Below are 14580 nucleotides of genomic sequence, written 5' to 3' on the forward strand. Positions count from 1 at the left end.
CGTTTTTCATAAAACCGGCACAGACGTTAATTCGACCTCCAGGGCGTTTTCCAATACGGAGAACCGCCTCTCTAAGCTGCCATGCCATTACGGATTATCATGATAAAAATATTCATGTTTGAGTGCAATGGCAACTGTTTTATCATTCAGCTGCCGACGGGGCCGCACGCATTGTCACTCAGTCCACCCATCTCAGAATATTTATTCACAAAAGGCTTTTAATTCTAGAAGCAAGCTAATACGCGGTTGATAAGCGCGCTTGTGCGCGGTTAATGCTTGACTTATTGCCTAAATGTGAAAATATATTGATAAGTGAATATATATTCAATATGAGGATTTCATGCAGCCGAATGATCTCGAACATATCGCCCGACAAATTCGCCTTCGCGATCTTCAGGCCGTTTTCGAAGCCGGAGCTGGTCATATTGGCGGAGAAATGTCGGCCATCGACGTTTTGACGGCCCTCTATTTCCGGGTTCTGCGTATTTGGCCGGATCAGCCCAAACACCCTGAGCGCGACCGTTTTGTACTTTCCAAGGGCCATGTTGCCTTGGCGCTTTATGTCACGCTGGCCAAACGAGGTTTCATTCCGGAAGCGGAAATCAGCACGTTTCTCAAGCCACATTCGCGCCTGAACGGTCACCCGAATTGCAACAAGGTTCCGGGCGTAGAAACTAACACGGGGCCATTGGGCCATGGCCTACCGGTCGCCGTCGGCATGGCCAAGGCAGCCAAGATAACAGGCGCGAAGTATCACACCTATGTCCTGACAGGTGATGGCGAGATGCAGGAAGGTTCAAACTGGGAAGCTATCGCTTCGGCAGCACAGTTCGGCCTTGATAACCTGACCCTGATCATCGATCATAACCGCTTCCAGCAGGGTGCCGCTCTCAAGGACACCAACAATCTGGCGCCCTTTGCGTCCAAACTCCAGGCATTTGGCTGGACCGTTTCCGAAATCAACGGAAATGTCATGAACGAGATTGTACCAGCGCTGGAAAAACGCGGTAACCAACCGCATTGCATCGTCGCCCATACCAACAAGGGCCACGGCATCTCCTTCATGCAGGATACCGTCGACTGGCATCACAAGGTGCCAAATGCAGAACAGTTTAAAATCGCCTTGGCTGAGCTTTCGGAGACGCTGTGATGAACGCTGTAACACCTTCTCCAAAACTGCATGATTGCCGCGACGCCTTTGTCGCCGTGCTCGAGCGCCTAGGCGCAGAAAACTCCAGGATCGTTGCCGTCTGTAACGACTCTGTCGGCTCCTCAAAACTTGGCGGCTTCAAAGCCAAATGGCCGGAACGCCTCGTCAACGTCGGCATTGCCGAACAGAACATGGTTGGCGTTGGTGCTGGCCTCGCCAATGGTGGCCTTTTGCCATTCGTTTGTGGCGCGGCCTGCTTCCTGACCGGCCGTTCGCTTGAACAGATCAAGGCTGATATTGCCTATTCCAATGCCAATGTGAAGCTGATCGGTATTTCCTCCGGCATGGCCTACGGCGAACTCGGCCCGACACATCATTCGATTGAAGATTTTGCCTGGACGCGCGTTCTTCCGAACCTTCCGGTCATCGCACCATGCGATTCCATCGAAACTGCTGCTGCGGTCGAGTGGGCTGCCAATTTCGATGGTCCAGTTTTCCTGCGTCTGTCGCGTGTCGGCGTACCGGATTTGCTACCCGCCAATCACACATTCGAGCTGGGCAAGGCGAATCTGTTGCGGGATGGCGATGCAATCACTTTGATCGCCAACGGCACGCTCACCCACCGTATGGTAAAAGCCGCCGAGCTTCTGGACGCGAAGGGAATTGAAGCCCGGGTGTTGAACATGGCAACCGTTCGCCCCCTCGATGTCGATGCCATTGTTAAGGCGGCTCATGATACAGGTGCCATCCTGACGGCCGAAGAACATTCTGTGTATGGCGGTCTTGGCTCTGCCATTGCCGAATGCGTAGTGACTGAGGCACCTGTGCCTATGAAGATCCTTGGCGTTCCCGGTGTTTTTGCACCGACCGGCTCCGCAGAATTCCTGCTGGATGAATTCGGAATGTCACCCGCCGCCATCGCAGACGCAGCCGTTGCGCTGATTACACGGAAGCCTTCACAGGCGTGAGTTGCCGTCCCTAAATTCAATGCCGGGCAGATCTTGGTCGAAGCCAACTGCCCGGTCCTTGATGCCCCTCGACCGGAGCTGCCATGACGACGACTGCCATTCTCGCCATTGACCAGGGCACAACAAATTCGAAGGCCGTGCTTGTTTCCACGGCAGGCGAAATCCTGTCGCGTGGCTCATCACCTGTCGGCATCGAGCACCCCCAGCCCGGTTGGGTTGAGCAAAGTCCCGTCAGATTATGGGTATCCGTGCAGGAAGCAATCGACCGCTGTATTCAGGCGATTCCCGATGTCGAGATCATCGGCATTGCAATTTCCAACCAGCGCGAATCCGTCACCATCTGGGATGCGCAAACAGGCGAACCTCTGGGTCCGGTGGTCAGTTGGCAGTGCCGCCGCACCGCTGCGACCTGCAGCGCGTTGATTGCCGCCGGACATGCGCCGCGCGTGCAGACACTGACGGGCTTGCCGATTGACCCGATGTTCCCTGGCCCGAAAATGAAATGGCTTCTGGATCGGGCACCAGCAGGACATAACGTAAAACTGGGAACCATCGATGCCTGGCTGATCCATTGCTTTACCGGCGGCGCGGTCCACGCATGTGATGCAGCCAATGCCGCCCGCAGCCAGCTCTATGATCTCAACGGCCAAGTCTGGAGCGACGAACTGTGCACCCTGTTTGGTGTTCCCAAGTCCGCACTACCGGAAGTTCGCGATAGCGCCGCGCATTTTGGCGTCACCAGCAATGTGCCGGGTCTTAAGGACGGCATTCCGATTGCCGCCGCCATTGGCGACAGCCATGCCGCATTGTTCGGCCATGGCGCGTTTAATCCCGGCGATGGCAAGGCAACCTTCGGCACAGGGTCGTCGATCATGACCACCCTTCCCGGCTTCATTGCGCCTCAACAAGGTATCACCACGACCATTGCGTGGTCGATTGCTGGCAAACCGACCTATGCTTTTGAGGGCAATATTCTGGTTTCGGCCGCTTCTCTTCCATGGATGGTCGACATGCTAGGCCTTCCCGATGTGCAGGCACTGACCGAACTTGCCGCGACGGCCGCCCCCGGCGGACCCGGTTTCGTTCCAGCCTTTGTCGGGCTTGGCGCGCCCTACTGGCATTCCGATGCACGCGCATTGTTTTCTGGCATGACCTTCAACACGACGCGGGCGCAGATGGCGCGTTCAGTCACCGATTCCATCGCCTTTCAGGTGCATGACGTATTCAAAGCCATGGCCTCGCAGTCGCAGACACCAATGGGTCGTCTCTACGTTGATGGCGGTCCAAGCCAGAACATTTTCCTGATGCAATGCGTGGCCGATGTTCTGGACCGGTCGATCATTCAATGTGATGCGCCAGAGGCGTCAGCACTGGGTGCCGCTTATCTTGCCGGCCTTTCACTGGGTGTGTGGTCGGATCTGGCAGCCATCAGTGCGCTGCCACGCAACAGCAATACAATCACCCCACGGAGCTCCGATGTTATGGATCGCCTGCATGTCTGGCAGGACGCAATCTATCGCTCGACCGTGTCCGTCCCTTCATCTATGAGTGAATAAAAATTCACTGCCGGAGGTTTGCATGGCACGGCTCAATGAGCTGCGACTGATCGCCCGAATTGCCCAGATGTACCATATCGAAGGCAAAAGGCAGTCCGAAATTGCTGAAATCATGCATATGTCTCAGGCAACCGTGTCGCGCATGCTGAAGCGTGCCGAGCAGGAAGATATCGTTCGCACGACGGTAATTCCACCAGCTGGTACCTTCGCAGAGCTCGAAGACGCCCTTCGTGATCGCTACGGCCTGACCGAAGCCATTGTTATCGACTGTTCGGAAGATCGTGACAGCGCCATTACCGCGCGCATTGGCGAAGCAGCCGCACATTTTCTGGAGGTCACCCTTCAGCCGGATGAAATCATCGGTGTCTCAAGCTGGAGCCAGACCATTCTGCGGATGGTGGACAACATTCATCCGCTAAAAAACGCAAAGGCCAAATACATTGTGCAGGTACTTGGTGGCATGGGCGATGCGTCAGTGCAAACCCATGCGACACAGTTGACCGCGCGTCTTGCCCGGCTGACCGGTGGCGAACCGCGCCTTCTCCTCGTACAAGGCATCACCTCATCGCGAGAAGCAAAGCTCGTCATGCTGGCCGACCCGGTTGTGCGTGAAACCATGGACCTTTTCAGCCGCCTTAGCCTCGCCATTGTCGGCATTGGCGCCGTCGAACCGTCAGAACTTCTGGCCCGGTCCGGCAATATCTTCTCGCCGCAGGAGATGGCCATGCTGCACGATGCTGGCGCAGTTGGCGAGATTTCCTACCGCTTCTACGACAAGGACGGCAAACCGGTGGAAACACCACTCAATGATCGGGTTATCGGCCTTTCACTCGAAGAGCTGCGTAAGACCAATCGCGTCATGGCACTGGCCGGTGGAGAGTCCAAGACCGAAGCCATTGCCGGCGCGTTGAAACTTGGCGTCATAGACGTGCTGGTCACCGACAAGTTTACCGCCGCTCGTCTGACAAATTGAGATTTTTCAGAGCGGTTGCAACGGTTTATAGCGCCAGCGCCACCAGCCTGCCGGTGGCCGGATGCGTGATGACATCCATTGAAACGCCGTAGATTTTTTGCAGGGCTTGCGATGTCATGATCTCATCCGGGCTGCCGCGGGCAATCAGCTTGCCGGAATGAAGTGCGATAATGTCGTCGCAGAAGCGGGCGGCCATGTTGACGTCGTGCAGCACCACGACAACACCGAGACCCTTTTCATGCGAGAGACGCTGAACAAGTGACAGCACCTCAATCTGGTGCGCCACATCGAGCGCTGAAATTGGCTCATCCAGCAGCAGGCAATGTGCGTCCTGGGCAACCAGCATCGCCAGCCACACCCGTTGGCGTTCACCACCAGACAGCGTATCGACAAGCCGGTCAAGGAATGGGCCGATATCTGTCAGCTCAATTGCCTCATCGACCTTTTTTTGATCAACATTGCTGAACCGACCAAGCGCCCCGTGCCATGGGTAACGACCAAGAGCCACCAGTTCCCGCACCAGCATGCCCGATGCTGGCGGTGTATTTTGCGGCAGGTAAGCAAGCCCTCGGGCAAACTCGCGATTACCCCACTCCGACAGTGGCTTTCCACAGAAGGAAACATCGCCGCCGGTCGGGTTTTGCAGACGGGCAAGGATTTTCAGCAGCGTCGATTTGCCGGAGCCATTGTGACCGATCAGACCAACGGTTCGTTTCGCGGGCAGCGACAAGGTCAAGGGATGCAACAACGTTCTGCCCTGTAAAGACAGCGATACATCCTTTAATGAAAACAAGGGAGAAGCCTCATCGTTTTGCGATGTAACAACACTGTTCATGCCCCTGCTCCTCTCGTTACCGCATACATAATCGCAATCACATTTGTCATGCGCGCCTGCCTATCAACCAGATGAGATAGGGCGCGCCCGCCATGGCAGCAAACAATCCCAACGGCAGTTCGTAAGGGAATGTCACAGTTCTCGCACCGATATCTGCAATCAACATCAGCATTGCTCCCAGCAAGAATGTCGCCAGCATATGATCGCGAGATCTTGTGAATCCTGCCCTGAAGGCAATATGCGGCGCCATCAGCCCCACAAAACTAAGCGGACCAACCAGCAACGCAGCAGCGCCAGTTCCCAGCCCGGCAGCCAATATCATCAGAGTTCGTGCTGCCCGGACAGGCACTCCCACCGTTTGCGGCACGGAAGCTCCGAGCGGCATAATCGTCAACCAACGGGAAAGCGTCAGGCACAGAAACAGGATAATAACGCCGAGTGAGCCCAAAACCATGGCGGTAACCGGAGTCGCAGTCGATGCAGTACCCCCCAGCCAGGACAGGATCTGCCATGATCTCTGATCACCAACGGCAAGCAGTGCCGCCAGGATTGCAGAACTGAAGGAACTGACCGCAACACCGGCCAGCAGAATGCGTTGCGGAGAAAGATGCTGCCGGCTGGAGAATATCAGCACAACAATCATCACGGCGATTGCACCGAGGCCTGCCCCGGCAAACAATTGCAACATGCCAGCTGCCGGGAAAATAGTAATCGCGGCGGCAAAACCGATGCCTGCTCCGCCACTCACACCAATCACTTCCGGGCTTGCCATCGGGTTGCCGGTCAGTCGCTGCAGAATTGCGCCTGCGAGAGCAAGGAGACCGCCGGCACCAGCCGACGCCAGCAAACGGGGCCAACGAAGCGGCAGAAGATCTTTGAAGTCCTGCATATTCAAAATCAGCCAGCCATCAGCGGTTTTGGCAACAGCCAGTGCAACAAAGACAATGACCGGGATAAAAGCAGACAACAGCAGAAGACTGCACAGCGATCGACGGTTCTGCTGTTCCACGACGCCTGGCTGATGGGCATCATCGGAGCGGACCTGCGGCAAAAGCCACAACAGCAGCGGGCCGCCGATCAGCGCGGTCACAGCACCTGTCGGGAAATTTTCACTGGTTGTTGATGCCAGCAACTGGACAAAACCGTCGCAAAGCCAAAGCAATAGGCCCCCTGCGACCGGAGCGGCAAAGAGGATATGGGCTGGTTTACGAACACCAAGCCCCCGCACAAGTGCCGGGGCAGCAAGTCCGATAAAACTCACAAGTCCGACAGCAGCTGAAACACCGGCGGATAGCGCAACAGCCAATGCCCCGATGGCAAAACGAATCCCGAAAAGCGAGACCCCGAGAGACCGCGCACCGGCATCACCAATCGCCAGAACCACCAGAGGTCGGATCAGAAGCAAGGTCAGGAACAGCCCCCCGATCAACTGAAGCAGCAATGACAGGGATACCGACCAGTCCTGTTGGCTCAGCGAACCACCATTCCAGGTGACGAGTGACATCAGATATTCGCCCTGCGACAGGGTCAGTGCCGCAGAAATCGCAGACGCCGTCACGCCGACCAAAAGACCTGAGACAACCATGGACACAGGCTCGAAGGCGCGTCGCCATCCAAGCAGGAAAACAACAGATGCAGCCATGAACGAGCCGGACAGGGCGACCAGACCACGGTAGCCATCCAGCACTTCCGGGAAAAACAACGTGCCAGCGACGAGGGCAAGCTGCGCGCCCGCAGACACACCAAGTGTAGAAGGGTCGGCAATCGGGTTTTGCAAAAGCCGTTGCAGAAGTGCGCCGGAAAGCCCGAGTATGGCGCCCGCCAGTACCGCAACGGATGAGCGTGGCAATATCGCATATGCCAGAATGATCTGGTCGGTCGTCATTCGTGCCGCATCAAACGGAATGGCGGGCCAGCTCTGTAATGGCAATCTTTGTAGCGCTGTATAGGTGGCGAGAGCCAGAGCCAGAAGCAGCGTTGCTGCGGCGAGGCTCCAAATTGTCCTGACGGTCACAGCGCATCCTCATTGGTTAGCAGTGCCTCCGTCAACAACCTGGCAAAACGCATGCCGGCTGTCACACCTCCATAGGGATTGACGTTGTCCAGCATCACCAATCGCTTGCTCTTGACCGGCTCAAGCGCGCTCCAGATCAGGCTTCTGCGTAAACCGCTGCGCGCCTCCACGGGAACATTGGACACAACGACAATCCGCGCATCCGGATTTTCCGCAAGGGTTTCCAGCGGCACCGGCGCTGCGAAGGTAAAACGCGAGCCCTCACGCCATGCATTCGGCAGACCAAGCCGCATCAGGATGTCGCCAAACATGCTGTCGCTGCCGAAGGCGCGGAAGTGCCTGCTATCACCGATATTGATGATGTAGGTCGGACGATTGGCGTAGGGTGAAAGACGCTCACGCATCGTTTCCAGCAAATGCCCGGTCTGCTGCAGTACCTCTTGCGCCTGTGTGGACCTGCCAAGTCGCTCGCCCAGCGCAGTGACCGCCGCAAGTGCTTTGCCGAAGGGCGGCTCACCCTTGACGTAAAACGGCAGCGACATGGTTGGTGCAATGGCCGCAAGCTGCTGCTGATAGCGGGTATAAAACGGCGAAATCAGAATAAGCTCAGGCCGCAAGAGATAAAGAAGTTCAAAATTTGGCGAACCTCTTAAACCAAGATCTGCGACAGTCTCCGGCACCAGCGGCTCGACACTATCCTTTCTGAACTGGATAAGTTCAGTCGCGGCAACGGGCGCAACACCAAGCGCCATGGCGGTTTCCAGCATCGCCCAATCAATGGCCGCTACGCGCTGCGGGAAGGCCTCCGCCTGCGCCAACCGCCCAAATAGCGGCACGGCGAGGAGGCCAAGAACCTGTCGCCGACCCAGGCCTGATACGTTGAGTTTTGTGTGCACCGTCATTCCGGATCGTTATCAATTGCCCGTATTTACCAGCGATAGGTCAGCTTGCCCATCACCGTGCGGCCATTTCCGTAATAGCAGCCGAATGTACCGCAGCTGGCGAGATATTCCTTGTCTGCAATGTTCTGCACATTCAGCGATGCGCGGTAGTTGTTTTTGTCATAATGCACACCTGCATCAAACAATGTGACGGCATTCATATCAAACGTGTTGGCGGAGTTGCCATAACGCTGGCCGACATATCGCACGCCAGCCCCCATGCCAAACCCTTCCAGCGGTGTATCTTCAGCAAAAGTATAATCCAGCCAGAGCCCAGCGGAATGCCTCGGCGCATTCTCGTACCGCCTGCCGTTGTTCGTGCCACTGACGATTTCCGTGTCCATGTAAGTATAGGCGGCACGAAGGTTTAGACCATCCGCAAGGCTGGTTACCCCCTCCAGCTCGATACCTTTTACACGTACGTCAAACTGGCCGTAAACAAGAGGTGTTGATGAGATCTGGTAAGAGACGTTCTTTTGAAGCAGATCGTAAACAGCGGCAGAGAAGAATCCGTCCCATCCCTCTGGCTGGTATTTTATGCCAGCTTCCCATTGCTCGCCCATGGTTGGTTCAAGCAATTTCCCATTGGCTGGAACCGGCGTGGGCTCGAACGATGTGGCGTAGCTGATGTAGGGTGCGATACCATTATCGAACACATAGCCAAGACCAACACGACCCGTCGGCTTCTCATCATCCTTGCTGCGTGATCTTGGAGCCGTGCCAGGCGCAGAAACCGCGCCACCTTCCGTGCTAGCCCAGTCATAGCGCAAGCCAACCGTCGCACGCCAGTTATCGTAGGACATCTCGTCCTGAGCGTAAATGCCGAGTTGCGTTAGGGTCGATTTCACATCTGCATATGTCGAGCGCGAAATGAGTGAGATTGGCCCGCCGTAGACGGGATTGACAGGATCAAGTGAGATCGCCCGCCAGAACTCGGTCTTCACCTTGTTATCAAAATTGCGATAATCAAGACCGAACACCAGCTTATGGTCGATACCGCCAGTAGCAAACTCGGCCTGAAGGTTGTTGTCGACATTAAACGTATTCAGACGTTCGTCCTGAAAGGTGGCATTACGAGCGATGAGGCTGCCAGCCATACCATTGCCTGCGGAACTCATCCCAAGCGATTGATAATTCCAATCGAGGTTCGAATAACGAAAGTTCTGTCTGAACGTCCAGGTTTCATCAAACCGATGTTCAAATTCATAACCGATATTGGTCTGTTTACGGTTCGAAAAATCAAATGACGGATCACCGACATAAAAGCCACGCGGCAGCATCGTACCTGTTGCGTTCAAGGTCAGGGCCGGCGGCAGTCCAGATGGTGAGCTTGGATTGTCGCGCTGGAAGCTGGTGAGGACTGTCAATGACGTGTCTTCATCCGGTTTCCAGGTGAAAGCAGGTGCGACGAAATAACGGTCATTGTCTAGAAAGCCGCTTTCGTCATGCGCATTTCGTCCCACTCCGGTCAGGCGATAGGCGAAATTTTCGCTATCGGCAATCGGACCACCGAGATCGACCATCGTCTGATAATAATCGTCACTGCCGATCTGGACGCCAAACTCACCAAAAGCATCAAATGTCGGACGTTTGCTGATCTGGTTGATCAGGCCTCCGGGGTTGGCCTGACCATATAGAATAGAAGCTGGACCGCGCAGCACCTCTACTCTTTCCAGACCATATAGCTCGATCGGAGCGGCACCGGCGGTGCGCATGATGCGAAGCCCGTTCAGAAACTGGACCTGACGACCATCAAACCCGCGAATTGTCGGAGAATCGAACCGCGCGTCAGAACCATAAGGGGCCGCAACGACGCCCGGTGTATATTGCAACGCCTCACTAAGCGTCTTGGCATCCTGCGCATCAATCTGGTCGCGGGTGATAACCGACACGGATTGTGGTGTCTCAAGGATAGGCGTGCCGGTTTTGGTGGCGGTTGAACTGCTTTTGGCAACGTAACCCTTTACAGGTCCCTTAGGGTTTTCCTGCCCGTCACCTTGTACGGTGATTGTTCCGAGCTGTACCGCGCTGCCGGAATCCTGCGCGCTGACCAGTTGCGGCCATACCATGACCATCGCAACAGTCAAAACATGACCAGTCGTCAAAAGTGACCTGCGCCTCTGATTGATACCCACGTTGCAAACCCTCAAATGACAGCCAATCACATGTCCTATGTCGAGGCGACATATTTTCTGGACTTTTTTTGTCATCTTATTACTCACAGGGCTCAAAATGTTCCAATAAGCAGAGACAAGTATTTTCATAATCGAAAATTATGATAATCACAGAATTGCATAGTTTAAAATTCTTCTAATTTTCACTTCGAAAGCGACGGCCATGGCTGGACCCAAACTTGCCAAAGCGGACAGTTTTGAACTTCGTCATCTTAGATATTTCACCGCATTGGTGGACGAGAGAAACTTCGAGCGTGCGGCAGCCAGGCTTGGCATTGCGCAGCCCGGTCTTAGCCAGCAAATTATGAACCTTGAGGCAATTGTCGGCATGCCCCTGCTGGACAGGACGAAACGCTCCGTCAACCTGACCCTGCCGGGGCAACTGCTTTATGCTGACGCCAAGAAGCTACTGGCCGACGCGGATGCAACACTTGCAGCACTCAAACGCCTTGACCGTGGCGAGACAGGGCGCATCTCGATCGGTTATGTTGCGTCGGCCGCTTATGCCGGCTCTATGCTGCAGTCCATCACCAGTTTTCGCTCATCTTACCCGGATGTTGAACTGCAACTGACGGAAATGGAAATGCGCATGCAACTTGCGAGCATCGCAGATGGCACGCTTGATTTCGGTTACATCAGGCCGCCGGCTCCGATACCGGAAGGCATAACCACCAACATCATTCTGAAGGAGCCGCTTGTGGTCGTGCTGCCTGAAAAACATCCACTTGCCCACGCCAAACAGCTTCAACTATCCGCCCTTTCGCATGAGACCTTCATCACACCGCGCCAGCCACCGGATGTCGGTTTTCATCACAACACGATCAGCGCCTGCAACGAGGCCGGGTTCCAGCCAATCATCAGCCCACTTGGGCGCGATTTTACCACCATTTCCAGCATGGTGGCTGTTGGACTTGGAATTGCGCTGGTACCGAAGTCGCTGAATTGTCTGATGTTGCCGACGATCCGATACGTGCCGATCATTGACAACAACATCACTTCGGATCTTGCCATTGCTCACCGCAAAACCGAAGCATCGCCTGCGGTGCGCGCCTTCATCACGTACAATCGCCTCTAGCTTTTCACCCATCCGAATGCTTTTCTGGGTGCGTAGATGACAGGTCTTAGGCCTCAAGGTATGACAGGCATGCGCATCCTTCCGGAAAGCAACATTCAGGGCTGAGCAGCTTCGGATAGCAAAGCGGTCACATTGGCAGCGGAAAGACGTGGCATGTATGGCAAACTTTGTTCAGATTTTTGAGATGGGCCAGCAGAAACACAGCGTAGTATTCTGAGGGAAAAAAAGCGCATCCCCCGTTATCGACAAACTGCAAACGGTGGCAGCGAAGGCGATATCAAAACCTGGTACGTCCGCAATGCAACGCACTGCCCCAACCCTTATAAATTAACGTCTCAGTCAGGCTGCCAGAATGAAGATCAAGCTGGAACAGTGCTGCGCTTAGGCACATAACCCCGACTGCCATCCATCAACACGCGGGTATAGGGATGGCTCACTGTTCCATCGATCAGCTGTTGTTTTTCGGCGACCTCGACAAACACGCCGTTCTGCATAACCGCAACCCGGTCACACAGATGCGCGACGACAGCCAGATCATGGCTGACAAGAATGTAAGTGAGTTTCTCACGCTCCCGAAGGTCTTTCAACAGGTTGAGGATTTCCGCCTGAATTGACACATCCAGTGCGGACGTCGGTTCGTCGAGCAAGAGTATACGAGGTTCCAAGATAAGGGCGCGTGCAATCGCCACGCGTTGGCGTTGCCCACCGGACAGTTGATGTGGAAAACGATAACGGAAGTTTTGCGGCAATCCAACATCCGCAAGGACCTTTTCAATCCGCTCCTCGCGGCGGTCTTTGCCATGAATTTCCAGTGGCTCCAGCAATGTACGGCCGATCGTGTGGCGTGGGTGGATGGATCCGAATGGGTCCTGAAACACCATCTGCTGTGTGGCGAGTTGCGATTTTGTGCGTTTCTGTCCGATCACCTCACTATTGATGGTGATCGCCCCTGTCCATTGCCGGTTACGCCCGGCAAGGGCACCAAGCACAGTCGATTTTCCACATCCACTTTCGCCAACCAGACCAAATGTTTCGCCGACGGCAATCTCAAAAGACACGTCATTAACCACGCGCAGCAGCGTATCACCAGCGCCATAGGAGACCTGCAGATGTTCGACCTTAATCATACTCATGAACGGTTCTCCAACCAGGCCGGGTCGCGCCGCAACACATCCAGCCTGTCACGTGGATGCTCTAGGCTCGGCAGTGCATTCAACAGACCGCGCGTGTAAGGGTGGCGCGCATTATCGAGATCAGCTGCAGCAATGGTTTCGACAATCTGCCCAGCATACATGATGATGACACGGTCGCAGAAACTACGCACCAAATTGAGATCATGCGAGATGAACAGCAGGCCAATGTTGCGCTCCATGACCAGTTCATCAAGGATTGACAACACCTGCTGACGCACCGTGACATCCAGTGCAGAGGTTGGCTCGTCGGCGATGATCAACGATGGCGAGGCAATCAGCATCATGGAGATCATGATGCGCTGGCCCATACCGCCGGAAACCTCATGCGGATAAAGATCGAAAACACGCTGTGGATCGCGGATATTCACCCGCTCTAGCATCGCTAGCGTACGCGACCTTGCTTCCTTTTTCGAGACATGTTCGTGCAGAATAACCGTCTCGGAAATCTGCTCACCGACCGTCATCACCGGGTTGAGTGAATATTTCGGGTCCTGCAGGATCATGGCAATACGACGGCCGCGTATCGACAGCATCTGTTGCTCGCTTGCCTTGAGGAGATCAACATCCTCAAACTGCATGCGTTTGGCTTTGACAAGCGCGTGCGGGGGCTGAAGGCGCATGATAGCACGACCTGCGGTGCTTTTACCGGAACCGGATTCACCGATGATGCCGACCTTCTCACGCCCGACATTGAAGGATACGTCACGCACTGCGGTTACCACGCCGGAGAGTGTTGGAAACTCCACCGACATATTTTCCACGCTCAAAATTGTGTCTTTTGAATCAGCCATTTCTTGGGTCCAGAATATCGCGCAGGCCATCACCCAACAGGTTGAAGGCGAGACTGACTATGAGAATGGCAATGCCGGGAATGGTCGTGAGCCACCAGGCATCCAGCAGATATTGGCGCCCCGAGGCCGCCATAGCACCCCACTCGGGCATAGGCGGCTGCGCACCAAGACCAAGGAAACCGAGACCGGCAGCCGTCAGGATGATGCTGGACATATTCAGCGTCAGACGCACGACCACGGATGGTGCACAAAGCGGCACGATATGACGTAGAAGAATGCGCATCATTCCCGCCCCCTGCAACTCTGCAGCTACGACGAAATCGGCATTTCGAAATGTCAACGTTTCGGCGCGCGCAAGGCGGGCGATTGGCGGCCACACCGTCAATGCAATGGCAATCACCGCATTTTCGATGCCAGGTCCAAGGCTCGCCGAAAAGGCCAGCGCCAGAACCAGGCTCGGAAAGGAAAGGAAAATATCAGTAATGCGCATCAGCACCACATCCACCCATCCCCCGAGATAACCGGACATCGCACCAATCATGAAGCCAATGGGCGCAACGATCAGTGTCACCAGAATACTGATGTAGAGGGTTGTACGCGCGCCATAGACAAGGCGGGTATAAACGTCGCGACCAAATTCATCCGTGCCAAACCAGTGCTGCCAAGATAGTGGCTGCAAGGCGCGCGATAGATCCTGATCATAGGGGCTGTAGCTGGTGATAGCGGGCGCAACAATAGCCACGACAATCAATCCAAGAACCACCAGAAAGCCGGTAAAGGCCAGCGGATTGGCCAGCAGCCCAAGCCAGGCAACATAAGCTTTATGTAGCCTGGCCTGGCGGGAAGACGTGAAGTCTTCGCTTATCAACCAATTATGCAGGGTGGTGAAAGATCCGTTTTTCATCATGAT

General features: G+C 55.2%; 12 protein-coding genes. 5 read left to right on the plus strand and 7 right to left on the minus strand.

Annotated features, from left to right (window positions below; all coding sequences use genetic code 11):
- Positions 1-340 precede the first annotated feature (340 nt).
- The 4 genes from IB237_RS15720 to IB237_RS15735 all read left to right on the plus strand — a co-directional run bounded on the left by IB237_RS15720 (position 341) and on the right by IB237_RS15735 (position 4647).
- A complete protein-coding gene (locus IB237_RS15720) occupies positions 341-1150 on the plus strand; it encodes a transketolase (RefSeq protein WP_192489627.1) in 810 nt (269 codons plus the stop codon).
- On the plus strand, positions 1150-2118 hold the full coding sequence (locus IB237_RS15725; RefSeq protein WP_192489628.1) for a transketolase family protein: 969 nt from the start codon (positions 1150-1152) through the stop codon (positions 2116-2118). The genes IB237_RS15720 and IB237_RS15725 overlap by 1 nt, the downstream gene beginning before the upstream one ends.
- A gap of 83 nt (positions 2119-2201) precedes the next feature.
- Entirely contained in the window at positions 2202-3674 is a 1473-nt protein-coding gene (locus IB237_RS15730; protein WP_192489629.1) for an FGGY family carbohydrate kinase, read from the plus strand.
- A gap of 22 nt (positions 3675-3696) precedes the next feature.
- Positions 3697-4647, plus strand: a complete 951-nt coding sequence (locus IB237_RS15735) for a sugar-binding transcriptional regulator (RefSeq protein ID WP_192489630.1) — start codon at positions 3697-3699, stop codon at positions 4645-4647.
- A 25-nt stretch (positions 4648-4672) separates the two neighbouring features.
- On the opposite strand, the gene IB237_RS15740 is transcribed toward IB237_RS15735, so the two are convergent.
- From IB237_RS15740 to IB237_RS15755, 4 genes are read right to left on the minus strand one after another with little or no spacing between them, the layout of a single operon-like run.
- Positions 4673-5482: an ATP-binding cassette domain-containing protein gene (locus IB237_RS15740; protein ID WP_192489631.1), complete on the minus strand. Its 810-nt coding sequence runs from the start codon at positions 5480-5482 to the stop codon at positions 4673-4675.
- 46 nt (positions 5483-5528) lie between these two features.
- On the minus strand, positions 5529-7496 hold the full coding sequence (gene fhuB, locus IB237_RS15745; RefSeq protein WP_192489632.1) for a Fe(3+)-hydroxamate ABC transporter permease FhuB: 1968 nt from the start codon (positions 7494-7496) through the stop codon (positions 5529-5531).
- Positions 7493-8398: an iron-siderophore ABC transporter substrate-binding protein gene (locus tag IB237_RS15750; RefSeq protein WP_192489633.1), complete on the minus strand. Its 906-nt coding sequence runs from the start codon at positions 8396-8398 to the stop codon at positions 7493-7495. Before IB237_RS15750 ends, fhuB begins: the two co-directional genes overlap by 4 nt.
- 26 nt (positions 8399-8424) lie before the next feature.
- A complete protein-coding gene (locus IB237_RS15755; RefSeq protein ID WP_192489914.1) occupies positions 8425-10512 on the minus strand; it encodes a TonB-dependent siderophore receptor in 2088 nt (695 codons plus the stop codon).
- A gap of 262 nt (positions 10513-10774) precedes the next feature.
- On the opposite strand from IB237_RS15755, the gene IB237_RS15760 reads away from it, so the two are divergent.
- Positions 10775-11686: a LysR family transcriptional regulator gene (locus tag IB237_RS15760; protein ID WP_192489634.1), complete on the plus strand. Its 912-nt coding sequence runs from the start codon at positions 10775-10777 to the stop codon at positions 11684-11686.
- A 359-nt stretch (positions 11687-12045) separates the two neighbouring features.
- On the opposite strand, the gene IB237_RS15765 is transcribed toward IB237_RS15760, so the two are convergent.
- From IB237_RS15765 to IB237_RS15775, 3 genes are read right to left on the minus strand one after another with little or no spacing between them, the layout of a single operon-like run.
- On the minus strand, positions 12046-12819 hold the full coding sequence (locus IB237_RS15765) for an ABC transporter ATP-binding protein (protein WP_192489635.1): 774 nt from the start codon (positions 12817-12819) through the stop codon (positions 12046-12048).
- Positions 12816-13670: an ABC transporter ATP-binding protein gene (locus IB237_RS15770; RefSeq protein ID WP_192489636.1), complete on the minus strand. Its 855-nt coding sequence runs from the start codon at positions 13668-13670 to the stop codon at positions 12816-12818. Before IB237_RS15770 ends, IB237_RS15765 begins: the two co-directional genes overlap by 4 nt.
- Entirely contained in the window at positions 13663-14574 is a 912-nt protein-coding gene (locus IB237_RS15775) for an ABC transporter permease (protein ID WP_371815344.1), read from the minus strand. The genes IB237_RS15770 and IB237_RS15775 overlap by 8 nt, the downstream gene beginning before the upstream one ends.
- Positions 14575-14580: the final 6 nt, after the last annotated feature.

The organism is Agrobacterium sp. AGB01 (assembly GCF_014851585.1).
Lineage (GTDB): Bacteria > Pseudomonadota > Alphaproteobacteria > Rhizobiales > Rhizobiaceae > Agrobacterium.

What these genes read in the sequence shown, in the direction of transcription:
- IB237_RS15755 (WP_192489914.1), bottom strand. Translation starts at nt 10,512, where the DNA reads ATGGTCATGGTATGGCCGCAACTGGTCAGCGCGCAGGATTCCGGCAGC.
- IB237_RS15750 (WP_192489633.1), bottom strand. Translation starts at nt 8,398, where the DNA reads ATGACGGTGCACACAAAACTCAACGTATCAGGCCTGGGTCGGCGACAG.
- IB237_RS15720 (WP_192489627.1), top strand. Translation starts at nt 341, where the DNA reads ATGCAGCCGAATGATCTCGAACATATCGCCCGACAAATTCGCCTTCGC.
- IB237_RS15765 (WP_192489635.1), bottom strand. Translation starts at nt 12,819, where the DNA reads ATGAGTATGATTAAGGTCGAACATCTGCAGGTCTCCTATGGCGCTGGT.
- IB237_RS15770 (WP_192489636.1), bottom strand. Translation starts at nt 13,670, where the DNA reads ATGGCTGATTCAAAAGACACAATTTTGAGCGTGGAAAATATGTCGGTG.
- IB237_RS15730 (WP_192489629.1), top strand. Translation starts at nt 2,202, where the DNA reads ATGACGACGACTGCCATTCTCGCCATTGACCAGGGCACAACAAATTCG.
- IB237_RS15725 (WP_192489628.1), top strand. Translation starts at nt 1,150, where the DNA reads ATGAACGCTGTAACACCTTCTCCAAAACTGCATGATTGCCGCGACGCC.
- IB237_RS15740 (WP_192489631.1), bottom strand. Translation starts at nt 5,482, where the DNA reads ATGAACAGTGTTGTTACATCGCAAAACGATGAGGCTTCTCCCTTGTTT.
- IB237_RS15735 (WP_192489630.1), top strand. Translation starts at nt 3,697, where the DNA reads ATGGCACGGCTCAATGAGCTGCGACTGATCGCCCGAATTGCCCAGATG.
- IB237_RS15775 (WP_371815344.1), bottom strand. Translation starts at nt 14,574, where the DNA reads ATGAAAAACGGATCTTTCACCACCCTGCATAATTGGTTGATAAGCGAA.
- IB237_RS15760 (WP_192489634.1), top strand. Translation starts at nt 10,775, where the DNA reads ATGGCTGGACCCAAACTTGCCAAAGCGGACAGTTTTGAACTTCGTCAT.